This window comes from Mycobacterium sp., from assembly GCF_035499775.1.
GTDB lineage: Bacteria > Actinomycetota > Actinomycetes > Mycobacteriales > Mycobacteriaceae > Mycobacterium.
Genome location: NZ_DATJYB010000576.1, coordinates 1 through 21,594, shown reverse-complemented (window position 1 = coordinate 21,594; position 21,594 = coordinate 1). Strand labels below are relative to the sequence as shown.

Genomic DNA, 21,594 nt, shown 5'->3' with positions numbered 1-21,594 from the left:
ACCTTGACCGCGACCGTCCACTCCTTGACGGTGTGCTCGGCCTCATAGACCTCGCCCATCCCGCCGCGGCCCAACAGCCGTTTGAGGTGATAGGGCCCGAACATCGTCCCCACCCGCGAGCCCTGCGTGTCGCTCATCGCTCACCCTCCAAATCAACCGCGCAATCTCGCCGACAATATCAATCGGGATCAACGGCTTCATGACCAAAGTCGCGGGGCGAAAATCCTGATCGAGCAATCATGACGGTAGGTCCCCGCCAGCCCGACCGCACTATAACCGCAAACATCCGTTCTCTGCGGCGGATCGCACGGATGGGCTCCGTGCCGCGCCGGGGTGGGGAACTCGATCACCCGCCCGGGTCGCGAAAAGCAAAGCGCGGCGGGCAGATCCGGCTATCCCGAGCGCTGCTCGTCGCCGCCATCCGGGTCCACGGTGATCTGGAACGTGAATTCGTGGTCGCAGATACGGATGTGGTCCCCGTCGTTGAGCGTGGCGGCGGTGCGGATCCGCTGGTACTGCACGTGCACTCCGTTGGACGACCGGAGGTCGTTGATGATGTAGTTGGTGCCGGTGTCGACGATAACGGCATGGTGGCGGCTGACATTGGCGCTTTCCAGGACGATGTCGTTGTCGTGCAGCCGCCCGACCCGGGTCGCCGCCGATTGCAGAGGATAGCGGTGACCGGAGGGTGCGACCAGGAATGCGACCACTTTCCGGCCCGACACGCTGGTGCGCTGATCGAGCACCGTGACAGTGCCCACCGCCGTGGTCTTGGCGCTCTTCTTGGCGTCCAGCGGTTCCTGGCGCAGGACCTTCTCGTTCAGGTCGCGGAGGGTCTGGCCAGGGTCGATGCCGAGGTCTTCGGCCAGCATCGCCTTCACCCGGCGATAGGCGCCCAGCGCGTCCGACTGGCGGTCGGTGAGGTAGTACGCGGTGATCAGCTGGGCCCACAGCGGCTCGCGGTATGGGTGTTCGTTGGTAAGAGCTTCGAGTTCGGCGATCACAGCGGAGGCACGTCCGCAAGCGATTTCAGCTTCAGCCTTCGCGGTGTGGGCGACGATCTTGTCCTCGACAAGGGAGGTGGCAAAGGTATCGACGAACTCAAAGTCGCGCAGGTCCTCCAGCACTGGTCCACGCCACTCCGCCAAGGCGGCCGCCAGGTGCCGGCTGGCCTGTTCGAACCGACCCGAAGCGGCCGCGTGCACGCCCGCGTTCTTCTCGCCGATGAATCGCCCTAGATCGCAAGCACTCTCGGGAATGCTGAGCCGGTAGCCCGGGGGCGCTGCGGCCAACACCCCGCGTGGGTCGATCCCGACGCCGGTGAGCACCTTGCGAAGGTTGGACACGTAGGAGTGGATGCTGGCCCGTGCCCCCGACGGAGGCCATCCCTCCCAGACGCCCGTGATGAGCCTTTCGACGCCAACCGGACTGTTGCGGTTCATCAGCAGCATGGCCAGCACCGCCCGCTGCTTAGGGGTACCCAACGGCACCAGGGCGCCGTCAACACTCATCTCCAACGGTCCGAGCAGACCGAATTCGAGACGTTTGTCAGCCATTGCGCTTACCAGCCCTTCCGGGTGCTCTGCTGCGTCACGTGCCAGGTTGCCAATAATGTCGCATTACGTGCCATTGTGATACGAAGTCCCCGGATTCGGTAACAATGGCGCACTCGGGATTTGCGCCGTCGGTGCGGATCGGTCGTGCCGACGAGCGTGCGCGCAGCTGTCGGGTATTCGCCCGATGTTGGCTGGTGGTCAACCGTATGCCGCCCCCGCGACCCTCGCGGGCGTGGCTGAAATGCTTGCGCTACCAAGGCGATCATTGACTCCTGAAGTGAATTGTCATGGTGTACAACGCAGCACCCAATCGGCGGGCAGCCGGTCGGTGTGCGTGTGCTCCGAATGACTGCCCGCCGTTGCCGGTTGCCGAATTAGGTGGTGGTGACGACCATCTCGTTGCCGGTCTCCCAGGCTTGCATGAACAGGGCCAGCGGGACCTGCTCGTCTTTGCCTTTGGGGGTGCCGCTGTCGTTGAGGTGCACGATGTTGTTGGCGGTGTCGATGCCGGTGACCACCACGGCGTGGTCGGGTCCGGGGGTGCCCTTGTTGGGCTTGTGCCAGATCATTTCGGCGTTGAGGGCCACGATCACCTTGTGGCCGCCGCCCAGCAGCTGCTCGAGGCCCTCGATGCCGGTGGGCACGTGGGTCTTGGGGGCGTACTGCTTGTTGCTGAACACCGCGCTGACCCCGTACTGCTTGAGCAGGGCGGGCAGGTCGGGCAGCATGGTGCCGTTGCCCTCACCGGGCTGCGCGCCGGCCGAGGGCTTGATGTAGATGGAGCCCGAGTGGGTGGGGCTGGGGGTGGACTCGGCCATCTTGATGATGGAGCGCTCGGAGGGCTCCTTGCCGGTGACCTGGCCGACCACGTCGGCGCTGGACATGATGGCGCAGTCGTCGTAGTTCTGGTGGCGCCACCACTTGGCGGCTGCGGCGGGGTTGCCGTACATGGTGCCCCCGGCGGCTTCGGCCGGGTCGCTGGCCACGCTTACGGTGAGGGCAGCGGCAAACGTGGCCAGGGTAGCGGCTTTGGCGATGGTGGAGATCTTGATGGTCTTCACTGGTGGGTCCTTTTCTCAGTCCGCGTTGGCGGAGTGGCGTGTTGAGAAAAGGTTCCGGTGGTGACCTCTTCGTTATCTCCACGAATCCTTGAAGAGATCAAGCACCGTTAAAAACGCTGCTCAGAAGGCATCAATGAACGACAACGGACGTGCTCGGCGGGGTTGAACGAACACGTTTGGGTAACGCCCCCGGGCCACAGACGGATACTGCCGGGCGCGCAGCGACGCTGCCGCCCGGCGGCCGGCAGGCCGCCGCAGACCAGCAAAATACCCGGAATCAGCGCCCGTCGGCACCCGTGGTGGAAGAGCCCTAGTTGCAGCCCCACACGACTATCGATGCGGTCCCGCTGCCGCCCAGGTTCTTCGCCGCATTGAGCTCCGCTTCGGTCAGGGTGGCGCCGTAGCCACCCACGTAGTTGGTGTCCCGCTGGGCGATAGCGCCGCATTGGGTGAAGTCGACCAAAACCTGGCAGCCCGAGTAGCCGCAAGCACTCAGCGCCCCAGCATCGGCCGCTGCTTTGGTCGAGGCGTGCAACGACCTGCCCGCCACCTGCTTGGGGGGAAAGATGGCGAGCGCACCGTGTTGGTCGTCGGCGGTTGCCGACGGCGCCAGTGCGGCGGACATCGCCGTCACCGCCGCCATGCTGCCGACCACGACCGCAGCTCGCCGAAAAGCGCGCATTTCCATGATGGTTCCTCTCTCAGGTCGTATCCGGCGTCGGCTATACGGTCGGTGGTTTGGTGGCGGTGACCTGCTTGCCCCAATCGGACATGGTCAGCGTGACCGTCGAGTTCTCGACGGGGACGATCTGCAGCTTGACGAGGTGGTGCGACCCGTCGGACGCGATCCACACCGTGGTGGGCGTCGGCGTTTCGGTCTCCGGGCCCAGCCGGCGTCCGGCCAGCCTCGCGATGTCGTTGGACGAGGACGTGCCGGTGATCTTGGTGGTCGCGACGTTGCCCACCTGCTCGGATCCGGCCACCTTGAGGTCTTTGAGGTTGGTCAGGATGTTGGCCAGGCCCTTGTCGGGATTGAGCAGTGTGCCGACGTCATAGATCGACACGCCGTCGCCGTAATCGTTGTACTTGCCGCCCGGATCCGCGACGTCGGAGTACAGGTGGCCGTCGACAAAGACGAACTTCGAGTCGACCGGCTTCTGACCGACGGTCAGGGTTGCGCTGCCGGAGGCCACGGTCTGCGGTGTGCTGGATACGTCGCCGTCGAGCTTGGTCAGTGAAAGGTTGGGCACGTCGCCCTGCACCGCAACGGTCAGGTGCATCCCCGTCACCTGGCGCATCGCCGCGGCGGCATCCTTGACGACGGTCGCGGCGTCGACATTCGGCACCGACGATCCCCCGGTGCCCGTGCTGTTGTTCGAGTTGGAGCAGCCGCCGAGCGCGAACACCACGGCAAAAGCTGCGGCCGCGGCGGCGACAACGGTTCGATGCGGAAGCCTCATCTACATCTCCTTCGGTTGGCTCGCGGCTGTTTGCTGCAGAGAAGTCTGTGCAGCTGCGTCAACAGCCGAACACCGAGCCTAGGAGCTAGATGTGTGGTTTGAGAAGGTTTAGTGCAAATACTGCCCGAACAAATTCGGCGTTTACCTGGTCAGGCCTGCGTCATTCGGTAGTAGCTACCGCGCTGAGCCATGAGTTCGGCGTGGCTGCCTTGTTCGACAATCCTGCCGGCTTCCATCACCAGAATGCGGTCGGCGTCGCGGATCGTCGAAAGGCGGTGCGCGATAATGAAACTCGTCCGATCCTGGCGGAGGTCGAACATGGCGCGCTGAATCAGGGCCTCGGTGCGGGTGTCCACCGAGCTGGTCGCCTCGTCCAGGATCAACAAATGTGGCTGGGAAATAAACGCGCGCGCGATGGTGATGAGCTGCTTCTCGCCGGCGCTGATATTGCCTCCGTCGTTGCTGACCCGCGTCTGGTAGCCGCTCGGCAGCTTGCGCGCAAACAGGTCGACATAGGCCGCTTCGGCGGCTTGTGTCACCTCGTCCGCACTGGCCTCGGGCCGTCCGTAGGCGATGTTCTCCGCAATGGTCCCGTCGAACAGCCAGGTGTCTTGCAGCACCATGCCGATGCGGGACCGCAGCTGCTGCCTGTTCACCGTGGTGATGTCGACCCCGTCGATCAGTATTCGCCCGGAATCGACGTCGTAGAACCGCATGAGCAGGTTGACCAGCGTGGTCTTGCCCGCTCCGGTCGGCCCGACGAGAGCGACCGTGCTGCCCGGTTCGGCCACCAGCGACAGGTCTTCGATCACCGGGATGCCCGCGCGGTAGGAGAAGCTCACGTGCTCGAACTCGACGCGTCCAGCCTGGCCGTTGCGCGACGGCTCCGTTGTCACGGTGGCCGGTTCTTCCGGCTCGTCGAGCAGATCGAACACCCGCTCGGCACTGGCCACTCCGGATTGCAGGGTGTTGTACATGCCGGCCACCTGGTTGACCGGTGTGTTGAACTGCCGGACATATTGAACGAACGCCTGGATGTTGCCGAGCGTGATCTGCCCTGCGGCTATCTGCAGTCCACCCACCACGGCCACCGCGACGTAGCCGAGGTTGCCGATGAACGTGGTCGCCGGTGACACCAGACCGGAGCTGAATTGAGCGCCGAAGCTGGCCTGATAGACGTCGTCGTTCAACTCGCGGAACCGTTCCTGCGCCGCGGCCCGGTGGCCGAACGTCTGGACCACGGTGAACCCGCTGTAGGTCTCTTCGATATGGGCGTTGAGGCGGCCGGTCCTGGTCCACTGCGCCACGAACAGCCGCTTGGAGCGTCGCGCGATCGCTCGCGTGGCCAGCAGCGATAGTGGCACCGTGAGCAGTGTCATCACTGCCAGCAGCGGCGAGATCGACACCATCATCGCCAGCACCGCCACCACCGTCAGAACCAAGGTCAGCAACTGGCTGACGGTTATCGACAACGACGTCTGCAGGTTGTCGACATCATTGGTGACCCGGCTGAGCAACTCGCCGCGCTGCCGTCCGTCGAAGTAGGCCAGCGGCAGCCGGTGCAGCTTGTCCTCGATCTCGGAGCGCAGCGCGGCCGTGGTCCGCTGCACCGTCACGTTGAGCAGCCGGGCCTGTGCCCAAAGCAGCAGCGCCGCAACCAGATACAGCGCCAGCGCCAGGCCCAGCGTGCGGGCGACCGCGGCGAAGTCCACCCCCCGGCCCGGTACCACATTCATCCCCGACAGCAGGTCGGCGAACGCGTTGTCGCCGCGCTGCCGGGCCGCGGCGACGGCCTGGGCCTTGGTGATACCCGCGGGCAGTCCCCGTCCGACCACTCCGTTGAACAGCAGATCGGTCGCGTGGCCCAGGATCCGCGGAACGACGACGCCAATCGCGGTTCCGATGATTCCCAGCACGATCACCGCGGCGACCCGCCGGCGCTGGGGCGCCAGCCGCTTGACCAGACGCAGCACCGACCCGGCGAAGTGACGCGACCGCCCGCTCGGCGACGGCGCTCCGCCGCGCATCGGTGTCTCAGTGGGCGCGCTCACCGCTGGCCCTCCTGGAGTGAACCCGTCCCTCGGAAATCAAGGACTGTGAGTCGGCAAACTCCGCATAGGTGGGGCAGTCCACGAGCAGCGATTCGTGGGTACCCGCTCCGACCAGCTTCCCGTCATCGATGACGATCACCTGGTCGGCCGCCGACGCGGTCGATATCCGTTGTGTGACAACGATAGTCGTGGCATCACCGGATATCTCCAGCAGCGATGCGCGCACCCGTGCCTCGGTGTGCACGTCCAGTGCGGAGAACGCGTCGTCGAACAGATAGATGCTGGGGCGGCGGATGACGGCCCGGGCGATCGCCAGGCGTTGCCGCTGCCCGCCGGAGAAGTTGATGCCGCCTTGTGCGACGCGCATCTGCAGCCCGTCTTCGTGCGCGCGGACGAATTCGTCGGCCGCGGCCACCCGCAGTGCCTCCCACATCTCGTCGTCGGTGACGACCTGCTTCGGGGCCGCGCCGTAGCCCAGATTCTCGGCGAGACTGCCGGAGAACAGATAGCCGCGCTGGGGCACCAGGCCGATGCCCGACCAGAGCCGGTCGGTGTCGTAGTCGCGCACATCGACACCGTCCACCAGGACAGCGCCGTCGGTGACGTCGTAGAACCGGCAGATCAGCGAGATCAGTGTCGACTTGCCCGAACCCGTGCTGCCCACGACGGCGGTGGTGGTACCGGGCAGTGCGGTCAGTGATACATCCTGCAGGACAGCACGGTGGGCGCCCGGGTAGCAGAACGTCGCGCCGTCCAATCGCACCACACCGCGGCGGCCGTCGCGGGGAGACTTGGGGTGCTCCGGACTGTTGACGGCGGTGCGGGTGGACAGCACCTCGGTGATCCGCTGGGCGCACACGGACGCGCGTGGCAGCACCGCCAACGTCATCGTCGCCATCATGACTGCCATCAAGATCTGGGTGAAGTACGCGAGAAACGCCAGCAGCGAACCGACTTGCATCTGGCCGCTGTTGATTCGCAGCCCGCCGAACCAGACCAACGCGACGCTGGACACGTTGATGGTCAGCGTGGTGACCGGCAACGTCAGCGCCTGCCAGTTGCCCGCGCTCACAGCGGTATTCGCCAGCGCATCGTTGGCCTGCGCGAACCGGTCCCGCTCGAAGTCTTCGCGGGCGAAGGCCCGCACCACCCGGACACCGGAAAGCTGGTCGCGCATGACCCGATTGATGCCGTCGATCAGGCTCTGCATGGCCCGGAACATCGGCAACATGCGCGAGATGATCCAGTAGTTGGCCACGCCCAATATCGGGACGCTGACCAGCAGCAACCACGACAACCCGGCGTCCTGGTGGATCGCCATGAAGATCCCGCCGATCGACATGATCGGCGCGGTGATCAACACGATGCAGGTGATCTGCACCAGAAACTGGATTTGCCGGACGTCGTTGGTGGTGCGGGTCAGCAATGACGGCGCGCCGAATTGCGCGGTCTCGTGCTCGGAGAAGGTAGTGACGCGGTGAAACATTGCCGAGCGCAGGTCGCGGCCGAAGCCCATTCCGGTCCGTGACCCGAAGTAGATCGCCCCGACCGAGCACAGCACCTGCAAGCCGGTGACTGCGAGCATCAGTACGCCGAGCCTGACGATGGTGGAAGTGTCGCCTTTGGCGACGCCGTCGTCGATGATTGCGGCGTTGACCGTCGGAAGGTACAGCGACGCCAGGGTGCTGATCAGCTGCAGCGCCATGAGCGCCGCGACGAGCCGGCGGTACGGTCGAATGTACTGGCGCAGCAGTGCCAGGAGCATTTGGTAACTGTCGCACATTCCGGCGCCTTCCAGTCCCCGCACCGCCGGGTGGTTGGGCGCTTGCGCCGCGCCCAGCGGCAGGGACGAAATGCCTGCTCAGGCGGCGTGCCGGTGGTTGACCCCGTGGGCTGACGCTACAGTGCATCGTGTGACCAGCAGTAGGCCCAGCAGACCGAGAGGACAAGCCAGCGGTGCGGCGTAGCGTGACGGCACTGGCCGCGACGGCGTCGGCCTTGGCGATCTTGATTCCGACCGTCGCTGGGTGCTCCGGCTCCGGCGGCAACAAACCGGGGGGGTCGACACAGTCATCGCCGGGCAGCGCCGAAGGCAAACACGGCCCCTTCTTCCCACAGTGCGGCGGCATCAGCGACCAGACGGTCACGGAGCTGACCAAGGTGACCGGGCTGATCAACACCGCCAAGAATTCGGTGGGTTGCCAATGGCTGGCGGGCGGCGGTATCAGCGGCCCACACTTCTCTTTTTCCTGGTACCGCGGCAGCCCGATCGGACGGGAACGCAAGACCGAGGAACTGTCGCGGGCAAGCGTGGATGACATCAATATCAACGGTCATGGCGGTTTCATCGCCGTTGGAAACGAGCCGAACCTGGGTGACTCACTATGCGAAGTCGGGATCCAGTTCCAGGACGACTTCATCGAATGGTCGATCAGCTTCAGCCAGAAGCCGTTCCCGCCGCCGTGCGACATCGCCAAAGAACTCGCCCGCCAGTCGATTGCGAACTCGAAATGACGGGCCGGATGGGGCGAGGCAAAACAGGACCGGTTGCCTGCGTGGCCGTCCTGATCGCCGGATTGCTGGTGCTGACGGGATGTACCAGGTCGGTGACGGGCACGGCGGTCACGCCGAGCAACGGCAGCCCGCGCAACAACAATTCCGAACACCAGTACCCCAACCTGCTCAAGGAATGTGAGGTCCTGACCACCGACATCCTGGCTAAGACCGTGGGTGCCGATCCGCTGGACATTCAGAGCACCTTCGTCGGCGCGATCTGCCGATGGCAGGCCGCCAACCCGGCCGGACTGATCGACATCACCCGGTTCTGGTTCGAGCAGGGCAGCCTGAACAACGAACGCAAAATCGCCGAGGGCCTGAAGTACAAGATCGAGACGCGAGCGATCCAGGGCGTGAATTCGATTGTGATGCGCCCCGAAGATGCGAACGGCGCGTGTGGAGTGGCCAGCGATGCGGCCGGCGTGGTCGGCTGGTGGGTCAACCCGCAGGCGCCCGGAATTGATGCGTGTGGGCAGGCTCTCAAGCTCATGGAATTGACGTTGGCCACCAACTCTTGATCGGGTAGCATTTCCGGTCCCGTCTTTGCTGACGGACTCCGTGGCGGCCATCCGTGTTTCGTCACGGTTGCCATTTTCCCTATTCGGCGCTCGATCAGCGGCGCCTGATGCTAGCGCTCCCGCGACACGACCCCTTTGCCGACTCTCTGAAAGGAGACCAGCAGTGCTGACAATCCGGGACCACAACGTCGAGGACTACACGAAGCTGCGCGATATGGACACCACCGACGTCGCTGTGTTAGATGACGCTGACCGTGCCTGCCTTGACGAGTTGGGCCAGTACCTCGTCGCGACCGACGCATGGGAGAGGTTCTCGATCTGGTTGCTGCACAAGCACTTTGAGCCGGTCGACGGCGAGGTCTTCGTGGAGAGCCTCACCGCCGCGCCGCGCGGAACGGAAACCACCCTGGCCCAGCGGTGCGCGGGCTTCAACGCGACGTCGATGCGTTTCGACGCCCGTGTGGACTGTGGCGTCGGCGGCGTTGGCGTCATTGGCGTGGAGTTCGCCGATGCGGCCGACTTCGGCGCCACCGCGTCGCTGGGCGCCGACGACGAGGACGTGTTGGCCGGTATCGCCGAACGGTTGCGCGCGGCAGGCAAAACCGAGCGGTTCGGCGTGCGGCTGATCCGGAATCCCCTCGGCATTTCGGAGAGCGAAGTGCTCCTCGAAACCTGCGATGTGCCGCAGCGCACGCTGCGCTGCAGTGTCACCGAGCGGGAGGACGCATGCGCCGGCCACAATGTCGAGACGAGTTGGCAATGGAAGCCGAACTCGAGCGGCACCGGGCCCTCGGTGATGCAGTACTGCGCGACGGTATGTATGACGGACGCCGATGGGCACCACTGGAATTCGCACGTCTAAAGCGGTGTCCTCGCCTGTCTAGCGAGGCACGTGGAAGCCGACGAGAGCGGCGTCGCCGGGACCTACTTGGTCCCAGCGGCCCGCTACCCGTAGCACGGCGACCGCCGATGTCGGGAATTTCGCCGAGATGCGTTCCACGGCGTCGAAGTCGGTGCCGTCGGCGCCGGCCAGGATGATCGCGAGTTCGGATGTCGTCGGCTCGTGCCCGACGACGAGCAGCGTGCCGACCTCGTCGGCAACCTTGTCGATCTCCTCTATCACCGTGCCTGGAACGGCACCGTAGAGTCTGGAAACGTAGCGCACCGGTGCGTCAATGCCGGTGTGGGCCAATGTTTCCCGGGCCCGGGTTGCGGTCGAGCACAGCACACTGTCCACTGCCGGCAGACTGGCGCGCAGCCAGTCACCGGCCAGGCCGGCTTCCCGGACACCCCGGGAAGCCAAGGGTCGATCGTGATCGGCCACCCCGTCCGGGTACGCCGACTTCGCGTGCCGCATCAGGACGAGATTGCGGTGCTGCTGTGTCATCGGACTCACGTTAACGAGTCGGGACGCGGGATCGCTAGCCGAGGTGGGCATCGATGAGCAGTTGCGGCAAACCGTGTGTCTCGCACAGCGCGCGGACGGACGCGAGTTCCTCGCGGGCCTCGGCGGCCCGGCCGGCGGCGTTGAATGTTTCGGCGACCAGTAACCGCATCCGGAGCGCGCACAGCGGTCTTTGGTTGTCGTCGACGCCCGCGAGGAGGCTGGCCGCGCGGCGGCACGCAAGCTCCCGGTCGTCGGGATCACCGCTCGAAGACAACAGGCGGATACCGGAGTCCTCGTCGAGTTCGGCTGTGATGGTGGCGATTCCATCCCCGCGCCGCGGGATGTCGCGGGGTGACCGCAGTCGGTCGGCAACCGCCGGGGCGATCGGGATGCCGAGCCGGATCCGTTCATTGTTGATCGCGGCGGCCAGTCGCGGCAGCCGCAGCTGGGTGGCCGCCTGCATACCGGCGGCGAGCCGATTGACCGCGGCGTCGCGATCCCCCTTGGCGGCTTTGATCCTCGCGCCGACGACGTAGCGTGGCGCCAGCCAGTCCGTTCCACCGCCTTCGGGCCCGAGTTGGTAGCTTTCGTCCAGCAGACTTGCCGCCGCGGCAAAATCACCTGTGTCGTAGAGCAATTCGCCGAGAAGGGCGCCGGCCTGTCGCGCCGCGTGGGAGTGCGGTCCGACCCGGACGCCGATCTGGTATGCCTCGCGGAGCCGGTGCAGCGCGCCGGGAATGTCCAATTGGTGTCTGGCGGCGATGCCGCCGAAGCAGCGGGAGTAGACGGTGGCGAATGGGCCCATCCTTTCCTGGTAGGGCGCCGCCCATTCGAGGAGCCGGTGCGCCTCGTCGAAGTCGAAGCGGTAGGTCGCCGCGAATGCCGCCACGTTACCGGCTACCGCCGGCACAACCGGGCGCAGCGTGTCGGGTCTCGACAGTGCCTCGGCGACCAGGTCGTCCACGGCGTCGATCCGGTCGGCGAAAATCTCGGCGACCGCTTGGATTACCTGTGCCTCGGCTTGCAGATCTGGCGCGGCCGGATCGCGCTGGCCGGCGTGGGCGAGTGCGGCGGTAAACCGGGTCAGCGCGGTATCGGTGGCGGCGCGGCGTTGCAGCAGGATGTCGGCCCAGGCGATGAAGAGTTGCAGCCGTGGCCGGGTGACCACCAACTCCGGGGGCAACTTCTGGATGATCCCGAGAAACATTGTCATCTTTGACTGTTCGTTGAGGGTGGTGCCGTCCTTCTCGACCAGGTCCACCGCGCGGTCCGGCTCGCCGCAGGCCAGCGCGTGATCGACGGCCTCTTTCAGGTGGCCGTGGTCGGCAAACCACTGCGATGCAATGCGGTGCAGTCGTTCGAGATTGTCGGTACCGTCGCGCTCCAGTCGGCGCCGCAGGAACTCGGCGAACATATGGTGGTAGCCAAACCAATTCGGATCTTCGCCGATACGCTGCAAGAACAAGCCACGTTGCTCGATTTCCTCGAGCATGGCCTGCCCGCGGGTGACCCCCGACAACGCGGACGCCAGGCTGCCACAGGTCCGCTCTGTGATCGAGGTTGCGAGCAGGAACTCGACCACTTCGGGTTCCAGCGTGTCGAGGACATTCTCGGCGAGGAACTCGCCCACCATGTCGCTCGCCCTGGACAGGCCGTTCACCAGGCTGCCGGCGTCGCCGCCGCCGCGCAGCGAAAGCGTCGCCAGCCGTAGGCCGGCCGCCCACCCGTCGGTCGAGGCCGTCAAGGCGGCAACCTCGCGCCGGTGCAGCGCCAGGCCTCCGATGTCGTTCAGAAACGAGTGCGCCTCGGCATTGTCGAAACGTAGTGCCGAACCGTCGATTTCGACCAACTCGTCACAAATACGCAATTTGGCGACCGGCACCCCGGCACTGGACCAGCTGGTCACGATCAGCTGCAGGTGATGGCATCCGTGTTCGAGCAGAAAACTCAGGGCCCCGGCCGCCTCGCTGTCCGATACGCGCTGCCAGTCGTCGATCACCAGTGTCATCGGTTGGTCGTTGGCATGGATCTCGTCGAGAAGGGTGGCAAGGACGTAACGCACCGCGTCTTGGCCACCCTCTTCGAGCACCTGCCCCAGGGAGGTGGCCACGCCCGGGCAGACGCGTCCGAACAAGTCCAGCAGATGAGCCAGGAACCACACGACGTTGTTGTCGTCCTCGTCGATGGTCAGCCAGCCGACCACGACGCCGGTGCGTAGCAGCTCCGTACGCCACTGCGCCGCCAGTGTGCTTTTGCCGAAGCCCGAGGGCGCGTGAATGAAGATCAGCCGTCGACGCCCGCCCGCCCGCAGGATGTCCATCAACCGCTCGCGCGCGACCAACGTCGTGTTCGGAGCCGGGGGGCGGTATTTCGCCGCCGGGGTGGCCGGGGTCCGCGTGGTGTGTCGTCGATCCGATGGCCGGGAGGTGGGCGAGTCGCCTTGCGCCACAACAAGTTCGACGGGCATCGCCATCTCGTCGACCGAGACGCTCCGTTGCCGCTGGATCTCGCGGATCTCCTCACCGAACTCGGCCGCGCTCGTCGGCCGATCTGCCGGATCATGTGCCATGGCGTGTTCGACGATCGTGGAAACATCCGCGGGCAGTCCCTGCTCGCGCAGGTCGGGGATGGGCTGTGAGGTGATCCGCACGAACTGGGCTATTACCTTCTCGCCGCTGCGGCGCTCGAACGCCGCATGCCCGGTCATGGCGGAAAACAGTGTCGCCCCAAGTGAATACACGTCCGATGCCGGCGTCGGTGTAGCGCCGGCGAGAACTTCGGGCGCGGTGTACGCAGGCGAACCGGTGATCATCCCCGTCCCGGTCTGGAAGCCGCCCTCGATCCGGGCGATGCCGAAGTCGGTCAACTGGGGCTCGCCGTAGTCGGTCAGCAGGATGTTCGCCGGTTTGACGTCGCGGTGCAGAATATCGGCGCGATGTGCGGCTTCGAGCGCGCCGGCCAGCTTCACCCCGATGCGCAACGTGTCGCCCCAGTCCAGCGGTCCGTTGCGGGCGATCAGGTCCTCGAGTGAACCGTTGCCGAGGTAGGGCATCACGATGAACGGCCGCCCGGTCACGGTGGCGCCGACCTGCAGAATGTGAACGATGTGCGGGTGCCCGGAGAGCCGGCCCATCGCGCGCTGCTCACGCAGGAACCGGTCGAGATTGTCCGCATCGAGGTCGGCACTCAGTACCTTGACGGCGACCTTGCGGTCCAGCTCCGGCTGCTGGCAGCGATAGACGAGTCCAAAGCCGCCGCGTCCGACTTCCTCGACGTCGTCGAACCCGGCGTCGCGCAGTTCTGCGGCGATGCCGAGGGCCGGTTCCTGCGGCGTTGCGTCCCGATCCGCCTTGGCCATTGACGGTCACTGTCGTCGGCGTGAAGGCCATTCACCTCCACTGGTTACGCCACCCTATCGCCGTACCGGTGGCGGACATAGGTCGGCGCCCTCAGCACACCTGGCGGTGCGCCGCGCGGCCTCGAGCTGAACCTGCCGAACGACGTCCCACGTCTTGTCGGTGCGCAGACCTAGACTTCGCGGTGCCTCGATAGCCACGTACTCAGGAGGGACCGGATGCGATTCCTGCACACTGCCGACTGGCAGCTGGGCATGACCCGGCACTTCCTTGCCGGCGATGCCCAGCCACGCTATTCGGCGGCCCGGCGCGACGCGGTGGCCGGGTTGGGCGCGCTGGCCGCCGAGGTGGGTGCCGAGTTCGTCGTGGTGGCCGGTGACGTCTTCGAACACAACCAGCTCGCCCCTCAGGTGATCGGCCAGTCCCTGGAAGCCATGCGCGCCATCGGAATTCCCGTGTATCTGCTGCCGGGCAACCACGATCCGCTGGACGCGTCGTCGGTGTACACCGGCACACTGTTCACCGCCGAGCGCCCGGACAACGTGGTGGTGCTGGATCGGGCCGGCGTGCATCAGGTTCGGCCCGGACTCGAGATCGTCGCGGCGCCGTGGAAGTCCAAGGCACCGACCACCGACCTGGTCGCCGAAGTCCTCGGAGATGTTCAGGCCCTGCCTTCTGATTCCGTCACCCGGGTGCTGGTGGCGCACGGCGGCGTCGACGCCCTCGACCCCGACCGCGACAAACCCTCGGTGATCCGGCTCGCCGCAGTCGACGACGCGCTGGCCCGCGGTGCGATTCACTATGTCGCCCTGGGTGATAAGCATTCCCTGACCCCGGTCGGCGACAGCGGCCGGGTCTGGTACTCGGGCTCACCGGAGGTCACCAACTTCGACAACATCGAATCCGACCCTGGTCATGTGCTGATCGTCGACATCGACGAAACCGATCCGCGACGCGTCGCGACGGTCACGGCCCGCCAGGTCGGCCGCTGGCGGTTCGTCACGTTGCACCGCCACGTGGACAGCAACCGCGACATCGCCGACTTGGACATGAATCTGGACCAGTTGACCGACAAGGACCGCACGGTGGTGCGGCTGGCGTTAACCGGGTCGCTGACCGTCACCGATCGCGCCGCGCTGGATGGCTGCCTGGACAAGTACGCGCGGTTGTTCGCCTGGCTGGGTCTCTGGGATCGTCACACCGACCTGGCGGTGATACCCGCGGACGGCGAGTTCACCGACCTCGGCATCGGCGGCTTCGCCGCCGCGGCCGTCGAGGAGCTGGTGGCAACGGCGCGCGCGGACGACCCGGAGTCGGCCGCCGACGCCCAGGGGGCGCTGGCGTTGTTGCTGCGGCTCGCCGATCGGGGGGCCGCGTGAAACTGCACCGGCTGGTCCTGACGAACTATCGGGGCATCACCCACCGCGAGATCGAGTTCCCCGACCACGGCGTGGTCGTGGTCTGCGGCGCCAACGAGATCGGCAAGTCGTCGATGATCGAGGCGCTGGACCTGCTGCTGGAATCCAAGGACCGCTCGACCAAGAAGGAGGTCAAGCAGGTCAAGCCGACCGACGCCGACGTCGGCTCCGAAGTCACCGCCGAGATCAGCAGCGGCCCTTACCGTTTCATCTACCGCAAGCGGTTTCACAAGAAGTGTGAGACCGAGTTGACCATGCTGGCGCCGCGCCGCGAACAGCTGACCGGCGACGAAGCCCACGATCGGGTCCGCGCGATGCTGGCCGAGACGGTGGACAACGACCTGTGGCACGCCCAGCGGGTGCTGCAAACCGGGTCGACGGCGGCGGTGAATCTGTCCGGCTGCGATGCGCTTTCGCGTGCGCTCGACGTCGCCGCGGGTGATGACGCGGCGTTGTCCGGCACCGAGCCGCTGCTCATCGAGCGGATCGACGCCGAGTACTCGCAATACTTCACGCCGACCGGACGTCCCACCGGGGACTGGGCCGTCGCGATCTCCCGGCTGGCCGATGCCGAGGCCGCGGTGGCGGGGTGTGCGGCGGCGGTCGCCGAGGTCGACGACCGGGTCCGCCGGCACGCCGAGCTCACCGAGCGGGTCGCCGAGTTGTCCCAGCAGCGGCTCGCCGCCCGCCCTCGGCTCGTCGCTGCTACGGCGGCGGCCGAAAAGATCGCAGAGCTCACCGGCCAGGCGCGCGAGGCCAAGCTGGTCGCGGCAGCCGCGGCGGCGACCAGCGCCGCGGCGTCGGCCGCCCGCACCGGGCGCATGCGCCTGCTAGCCGAAATCGAGACTCGCGCAACAACTGTCGCCGAGGCCGACGCCGAAGGGCGAGTGGCCGCCGATGCGCTGGCGGCGGCTGGCGCCGATGCGCAGGCCGCAGACGCCGCGGTGGAAAAGTCCACCTTGGCGCTGAAAGACGCACACGCTCGCGCAACTGCGGCCAAAGGTGTCGTCGACCAACTCGCCGCCCGTGCCGAGGCGGATCGGTTGCATGCCCGGCTCGCCAAGATCGACGGCATCCAGCGCGAGTGCGGCCAAGTCGATAAGGAGCTGTCGGCGGTCGCCATCAACGAAGAGCTGCTGCGGCGAATCGAAGACGCCGCGGCGGCCGTCGATCGCACCGGCGGGCAGCTGGCCATGGTCTCGGCGGCAGTGCAATTCACCGCCGCCGCCGACATCGAGCTGGTCGTCGGTGGGCGACGGGTGTCGCTGTCGTCGGGTCAGAGCTGGTCGATCACCGCCGCCGATCCGGCCGAGGTCGAAGTTCCCGGCGTTCTGACCACGCGCATCACACCGGGCGCGACGACATTGGAGGTCCAGGCCAAATACGCTGTGGCACAACAAGAATTGACGGCCGCACTGGCTGCCGCTGATGTCGCCGACCTGGCGGCCGCGCGTTCCGCCGACCAGCGCCGACGCGAACTGCACAGCAGCCGTGACCAATTGACCGCGACGCTGGCGGTCCTGTGCGGCGATGACCAGGTAGACGCGCTCCGCGCGCGGCTGGCCCAGTTGCGCGCCGATCAGCCCGCGGCAACATGCACGGACGAAGCGGCCCATGGCGAACTCGACGCGGCCGAGACGGCGCGTGCGGCCGCCGAGGCCGACTGCGAGACCAAGCGCCGGATCGCCGCGGCCGCCGGTTGCCGGCTGACCGAGTCATCCACGCGGGCAACGGTTTTGCAGGACAAAGCCGCGACCCAGCGGGCCGAGCTGGACGCCGCGACGGACCGGCTGACCGAAGAGCGGGCGTCGGTCAGCGACGAAGACCTGGTGTCGGCGGCGGACGGCGCACTGCAGGCTGCGCAGGCCGCAGAACGGCGGGTGGCCGAACTGACCGCAGCGCTCGCCGCCGCTGAACCAGACGCGGTGGCCACCGAGCTCGCCGACGCCTCCGAGGCGGCCGAATCGCTGCACGATAAATATGAAGAGGCCTCGAGCGCCTTGCGTGAGGTCACCATCGAACTCTCGGTGTTCGGCGGCGAGGGCCGCAAAGGCAAGCTGGACGCCGCCGAGAGCGAGCGTGAGCACGCGATCAGCCAGCACGCCCGGGTCGGCGGCCGGGCCCGGGCCGCGCAGCTGCTGCGGTCGGTGATGGCGCGCCACCGCGACTCCACCCGGCTGCGTTACGTGCAGCCGTATCGCGCTGAGCTGCAACGGCTCGGGCGTCCGGTGTTCGGGCCCACCTTCGAGGTGGACGTCGACAGCGACTTGTGCATCCGCAGCCGCACCCTGGACGGCCGCACCGTACCTTTCGATTCGTTGTCGGGAGGGGCGAAAGAGCAACTCGGCATCCTGGCCCGGCTGGCCGGCTCGGCGCTGGTCGCCAAGGAGGACAGCGTTCCGGTGGTGATCGACGATGCGCTGGGCTTCACCGATCCGGACCGGCTGGCCAGGATGGGGGAGGTGTTCGACACCGTGGGCACCGACGGACAGGTGATCGTGTTGACCTGCAGTCCCGACCGGTACGAGGGGGTCAAGGGGGCGCACCGCATCGATCTCGATGTCTAGCACTCGGCGGTCGGGACCGGCGAGGTGCCTGGGGTTGTCGGTTGTGAGTGTTAGGTTGCGGTCTAACACGATTGTCGCGTTGGAGTGCGCGTATCACGTGATGTGGCGTCCGAAGTATCGGCGGAAGGTGATCGGGGGCGAAATGGAAGTTCGGCTCAAGGAGATCATCGCCGAGGTGGTTGCTGAAAAGGGGGCGTGGCAGTGGGGGTGCATCGGCCCGTGAAAGCCATCAAGGGTCGTTCGTCGCGGGTGCTGCGGGATGAATTCTCGTGGTCGAAGTAGAAGCTGTCGTCGCTGTGCACCAATTCATCTTTCGTGACCACGGTGTGAGTGGTGCGCCGTTGTCGGTGATCACACGCTCCTTGGAGACGCAGAAGGACGGGTGAGGTCGGATCGTGTTGACAGGCCGGCGGTTTCGGGTGGAGTTCACCGGGGAGCAGGCGCAGTTCGCGCAGCGGATCGGGGATGGGTGCCGGGCGGTGTGGAACACCGGCCTGCAACAGCGACGTGAGTACCGTCGCCGCGGGGCGTGGATGAATTACCGTGAGCAGGCTCACGAGTTGGCTGAGGCCAAGGCGGAGCATTCGTGGTTGGCGCAGGTGCCGGGGCACTGCTTGCAGCAGACGTTGATGGACCTGGATAAGGCGTGCCGCACCCATGGGACGTTCAAAGTGAGATGGCGGTCGGGCCGGCGGTGGGTGCCCTCGTTCCGGTTTCCCGAGGGCAACAAGATGGTCGTTGAGCTTCTCAACCGGCTTCACGCGCGGGTGAAGCTGCCCAAGCTGGGGTGGGTGCGGTTTCGGCTGTCCCGTCCGCTCGACGACGTCGTGATCCGCTCGGCGACGGTGTCACGTGATGGGCAGCAGTGGTTCGTGTCGTTCGTCGTCGAGGATGGCAAGGCCGTGCCGGAGACGCATGCCCGGCCGGGGTCGGCGGTCGGGGTGGATCGTGGTGTGGTGGTGGCGATCGCGACCAGCGACGGGGCTCTGTTAGACCGCGAATTCAGCACCGCTGGTGAGCGTCGGCGGGCGCTGCGGTTGCAGCGCAGACTGTCGAGGGCGGGCAAACATTCCCGCAACCGGGTTAAAACCCGTGCGGCGCTGGCGCGGATCCGCGGGCGGGAGCGGCGCCGCCGTCAGGATTTCTGCGTCCAGAGCGCCCATCAACTCGCGCAGCACAACGCCGTGGTGGTGCTCGAAGCGCTCAAGACCAAGCAGATGACAAAGTCGGCGAAAGGAACGATCGAGGCGCCTGGGCACAATGTGAGAGCAAAGGCTGGGCTCAACCGCGCCATCCTGTCTAAAGGATGGCATCGGTTCAACCTGGTGCTGGATTCAGCGGCCCGCTACAGCGGGACGCTGGTGATGAAAGTGCCGGCGCAGTACACGTCGCAACGCTGCTCAGCGTGTGGGCAGGTGAATCCGAACTCCCGTGAGAGCCAAGCGGTGTTTCGGTGCCTCTACTGCCCCCACGTCGAGCATGCGGATGTGAATGCTGCGCGCAACATCTTGGCCGCCGGGCTTGCGGTCACTGCCTGTGAAGACAACGCCCGACCCGCGGGTCGGGCCGCGTCAGCGAAGCAGGAACCAGCAGGAAACCGTGAGGAATTACTGCCCCAACCCCCAACCGCTGCGACCGCAGCATGAACGGATTGGAATCCCCCGGCTCCAGCCGTAGGGAGGACGTCAAGGACATTCAGTGCGACTACGTCGTAGTCGGTACCGGCTCTGCCGGTGCGGTCGTGGCCAATCGGCTCAGCGCCGATCCAAGTACCGCCGTGGTGGCATTGGAGGCGGGCCCGCCTGACAAGAACCGATTCATCGGGATCCCGGTGGCGTTCTCCAAGCTGTTCCGCAGCGATGTCGACTGGGACTACCTGACCGAACCGCAGCCGGGACTCGCCGGCCGCCAGATCTATTGGCCCCGAGGCAAGGTGCTCGGCGGTTCCTCGTCGATGAACGCGATGATGTGGGTGCGGGGATTCGCCGCCGACTACGACGAGTGGGCCCGGCGCGCCGGCCCGCAGTGGTCTTATGCCGAAGCGCGCAGTTACTTCCGCCGCATCGAGAACGCCACCGCCGCCGCTGATTCGGTCAGCGGCGAGGACAGCGGGCTGACGGGTCCGTTGCACATTTCCCGTCAGCGCAGCCCACGACCCTGCACCGCGGCCTGGCTGGCGGCGGTGCAGGAGAGCGGATTTCCGATGGTGCAGCCGAATTCCGCTGCGCCGGAAGGCTTCTGCGAGACCGTCGTGACGCAGCGCCGGGGCGCTCGGTTCAGCACCGCCCGCGCGTATCTCAAGCCGGCGATGCGCCGCAAGAACCTCACCGTGCTCACCGGCGCCACGGCGACCCGAATAGTCGTCGACGGAGCCCGGGCGGTCGCGGTGGAATACCGGCAGGGCGGTCAGACGCGCGTCGTCAACGCGCGCAAAGAGGTGGTGGTGTGCGGCGGTGCCATCAACAGCCCGCAGTTGCTGATGCTGTCCGGAATCGGTGACCGCGACCATCTCGCCGAGCACGGCATCGACACGGTTCGCCACGCACCCGGGGTGGGGCAGAACCTGATCGATCACCTCGTCACCGTGCTGGGTTTCGACGTCGACGGCGACAGCCTGGCTGACGCGGAAAAGCCACTAGAGCTGATCAACTATCTGTTCCGGCGTCGCGGCATGCTGAGCTCCAACGTCGGCGAGGCGTATGGATTTCTGCGCACCCGACCCGAACTGCAGCACCCGGACGTCGAGCTGATTTTCGCGCCGGCACCGTTCTACGACGAGGGGCTGCCTACCGAGCCGACGGGGCATGGCGTGGTGTTCGGGCCGATCCTGGTCGCACCGGAAAGCCGCGGCCAGATCACCCTGCGGTCGGCCGACCCGCATGACAAGCCGGTCATTGAACCGCGCTACCTGTCCGACCCCGGCGGGGTGGACCGTGCCGCGATGATGGAGGGCCTGCGGATCTGCGCCCGCATCGCCTCGGCCCCCTCGCTCAAGGGCCTGCTCGGACCCATCGCCCGACCACGTGACTGCACCGATCTGAGCGAAGACACCCTGGAGAAGACCTTGGCCACCTGCGCGCACACGCTGTATCACCCGCTGGGCACCTGCCGGATGGGCAGCGACGACGCCAGTGTGGTGGATCCGGAACTGCGGGTCCGCGGCGTCGTCGGACTCCGCGTCGCCGACGCCTCGGTGATGCCCAGCACGGTTCGCGGCCACACCCACGCGCCGTCGGTCCTGATCGGGGAGAAGGCGGCCGATCTCATCCGTGGCTGACTTTCGGCAGAATGGGACCGGGGCTGGGACTATCGATGACCTACCGATGACTATGAACGCCAAACGGCGTCGGATGCAAGACAAGCTGGCGGCGCAGCCGGGCGTGCGTCCGGTGCGCCGGCCGGTTTCGCCTGGCAGCGCTGAAGAATTCGACCTGTACTACGTGCGCACCGGCCGCAAATCCGTGCATCCGCTGGTCATCCTCACCGGCGGCCCGGGTGTGGCCGCGATGCGCCTGTACAAGGGGCTGCGCCGACGCTTTGCGGCCGCCGGTCTGGACGTCATCATGATCGAGCACCGGGGCGTGGGCATGTCGCGCCACGACGACTCCGGCGCCGACCTGCCGCCCGAAGCGCTCACCGTGGACCAGGTCGTCGACGACGTCGC

The 21,594-nt window shown here is 66.4% G+C and carries 17 protein-coding genes and 1 pseudogene; 9 read left to right on the top strand and 9 right to left on the bottom strand.

From position 1 onward, the window contains the following. The 7 genes from VML93_RS34915 to VML93_RS34885 all read right to left on the bottom strand — a co-directional run. Nucleotides 1-137, bottom strand: a 137-nt coding sequence (locus VML93_RS34915; protein WP_325614505.1) for a hypothetical protein, incomplete at its 3' end; no start/stop codon positions are given. A gap of 255 nt (nt 138-392) precedes the next feature. Further along, the gene (gene embR / locus VML93_RS34910; protein ID WP_325617850.1) at nt 393-1,556 is read right to left on the bottom strand and encodes an ATPase/transcriptional regulator EmbR; all 1,164 of its coding nucleotides are present in this window, start codon (nt 1,554-1,556) and stop codon (nt 393-395) included. A 374-nt stretch (nt 1,557-1,930) separates the two neighbouring features. After that, nucleotides 1,931-2,617, bottom strand: coding sequence for a hypothetical protein (locus tag VML93_RS34905; RefSeq protein ID WP_325617849.1), 687 nt, complete (start codon nt 2,615-2,617; stop codon nt 1,931-1,933). 310 nt (nt 2,618-2,927) lie between these two features. Beyond that, complete coding sequence (locus tag VML93_RS34900) at nt 2,928-3,305, bottom strand: DUF4189 domain-containing protein (protein WP_325617847.1); 378 nt, start codon at nt 3,303-3,305, stop codon at nt 2,928-2,930. 34 nt (nt 3,306-3,339) lie between these two features. Beyond that, nucleotides 3,340-4,077, bottom strand: coding sequence for an LppX_LprAFG lipoprotein (locus VML93_RS34895; RefSeq protein WP_325617845.1), 738 nt, complete (start codon nt 4,075-4,077; stop codon nt 3,340-3,342). 149 nt (nt 4,078-4,226) lie between these two features. Next, on the bottom strand, nt 4,227-6,104 hold the full coding sequence (locus tag VML93_RS34890; RefSeq protein WP_325617851.1) for an ABC transporter ATP-binding protein: 1,878 nt from the start codon (nt 6,102-6,104) through the stop codon (nt 4,227-4,229). 7 nt (nt 6,105-6,111) lie between these two features. Continuing rightward, on the bottom strand, nt 6,112-7,893 hold the full coding sequence (locus tag VML93_RS34885; RefSeq protein ID WP_325617843.1) for an ABC transporter ATP-binding protein: 1,782 nt from the start codon (nt 7,891-7,893) through the stop codon (nt 6,112-6,114). Nucleotides 7,894-8,084: 191 nt separating this feature from the next. Here VML93_RS34885 and VML93_RS34880 point away from each other — a divergent pair, with 191 nt between their 5' ends. The 3 genes from VML93_RS34880 to VML93_RS34870 all read left to right on the top strand — a co-directional run bounded on the left by VML93_RS34880 (nt 8,085) and on the right by VML93_RS34870 (nt 10,064). Continuing rightward, entirely contained in the window at nt 8,085-8,642 is a 558-nt protein-coding gene (locus VML93_RS34880) for a DUF3558 domain-containing protein (RefSeq protein WP_325617841.1), read from the top strand. Nucleotides 8,643-8,650: 8 nt separating this feature from the next. Further along, nucleotides 8,651-9,202, top strand: a complete 552-nt coding sequence (locus VML93_RS34875; protein ID WP_325617839.1) for a DUF3558 domain-containing protein — start codon at nt 8,651-8,653, stop codon at nt 9,200-9,202. Between the two features lie 163 nt (nt 9,203-9,365). Then, nucleotides 9,366-10,064 carry a hypothetical protein gene (locus VML93_RS34870; RefSeq protein WP_325617837.1) on the top strand — a complete coding sequence of 233 codons (699 nt, stop codon included), beginning with the start codon at nt 9,366-9,368 and terminating at the stop codon, nt 10,062-10,064. A gap of 18 nt (nt 10,065-10,082) precedes the next feature. Here VML93_RS34870 and VML93_RS34865 read toward each other — a convergent pair whose 3' ends face one another. Next, nucleotides 10,083-10,589, bottom strand: coding sequence for a histidine phosphatase family protein (locus VML93_RS34865; protein ID WP_325617835.1), 507 nt, complete (start codon nt 10,587-10,589; stop codon nt 10,083-10,085). Nucleotides 10,590-10,623: 34 nt separating this feature from the next. Further along, on the bottom strand, nt 10,624-13,947 hold the full coding sequence (locus tag VML93_RS34860; protein ID WP_325617833.1) for a protein kinase domain-containing protein: 3,324 nt from the start codon (nt 13,945-13,947) through the stop codon (nt 10,624-10,626). 216 nt (nt 13,948-14,163) lie between these two features. Here VML93_RS34860 and VML93_RS34855 point away from each other — a divergent pair, with 216 nt between their 5' ends. The 6 genes and pseudogenes from VML93_RS34855 to VML93_RS34830 all read left to right on the top strand — a co-directional run. Then, complete coding sequence (locus VML93_RS34855) at nt 14,164-15,324, top strand: exonuclease SbcCD subunit D (RefSeq protein ID WP_325617831.1); 1,161 nt, start codon at nt 14,164-14,166, stop codon at nt 15,322-15,324. Continuing rightward, nucleotides 15,321-17,930, top strand: coding sequence for an AAA family ATPase (locus tag VML93_RS34850; protein WP_325617829.1), 2,610 nt, complete (start codon nt 15,321-15,323; stop codon nt 17,928-17,930). The genes VML93_RS34855 and VML93_RS34850 overlap by 4 nt, the downstream gene beginning before the upstream one ends. Before the next feature lie 127 nt (nt 17,931-18,057). Further along, nucleotides 18,058-18,153, top strand: coding sequence for a hypothetical protein (locus VML93_RS38775; protein WP_414686528.1), 96 nt, complete (start codon nt 18,058-18,060; stop codon nt 18,151-18,153). Nucleotides 18,154-18,325: 172 nt separating this feature from the next. Next, nucleotides 18,326-19,576, top strand: coding sequence for a transposase (locus VML93_RS34840; protein ID WP_325617827.1), 1,251 nt, complete (start codon nt 18,326-18,328; stop codon nt 19,574-19,576). Further along, nucleotides 19,573-21,207 carry a GMC family oxidoreductase gene (locus VML93_RS34835; RefSeq protein WP_325617825.1) on the top strand — a complete coding sequence of 545 codons (1,635 nt, stop codon included), beginning with the start codon at nt 19,573-19,575 and terminating at the stop codon, nt 21,205-21,207. The genes VML93_RS34840 and VML93_RS34835 overlap by 4 nt, the downstream gene beginning before the upstream one ends. A 46-nt stretch (nt 21,208-21,253) precedes the next feature. Beyond that, nucleotides 21,254-21,594: pseudogene (locus VML93_RS34830) on the top strand (alpha/beta hydrolase); the annotation flags it as partial.

Coding starts and splice junctions, on each gene's coding strand:
- VML93_RS34900 (WP_325617847.1), bottom strand. CDS start 3,305: ATGGAAATGCGCGCTTTTCGGCGAGCTGCGGTCGTGGTCGGCAGCATG.
- VML93_RS34860 (WP_325617833.1), bottom strand. CDS start 13,947: ATGGCCAAGGCGGATCGGGACGCAACGCCGCAGGAACCGGCCCTCGGC.
- VML93_RS34855 (WP_325617831.1), top strand. CDS start 14,164: ATGCGATTCCTGCACACTGCCGACTGGCAGCTGGGCATGACCCGGCAC.
- VML93_RS34875 (WP_325617839.1), top strand. CDS start 8,651: ATGGGGCGAGGCAAAACAGGACCGGTTGCCTGCGTGGCCGTCCTGATC.
- VML93_RS34865 (WP_325617835.1), bottom strand. CDS start 10,589: ATGACACAGCAGCACCGCAATCTCGTCCTGATGCGGCACGCGAAGTCG.
- VML93_RS34835 (WP_325617825.1), top strand. CDS start 19,573: ATGAACGGATTGGAATCCCCCGGCTCCAGCCGTAGGGAGGACGTCAAG.
- VML93_RS34885 (WP_325617843.1), bottom strand. CDS start 7,893: ATGCTCCTGGCACTGCTGCGCCAGTACATTCGACCGTACCGCCGGCTC.
- VML93_RS34890 (WP_325617851.1), bottom strand. CDS start 6,104: ATGCGCGGCGGAGCGCCGTCGCCGAGCGGGCGGTCGCGTCACTTCGCC.
- VML93_RS34895 (WP_325617845.1), bottom strand. CDS start 4,077: ATGAGGCTTCCGCATCGAACCGTTGTCGCCGCCGCGGCCGCAGCTTTT.
- embR (WP_325617850.1), bottom strand. CDS start 1,556: ATGGCTGACAAACGTCTCGAATTCGGTCTGCTCGGACCGTTGGAGATG.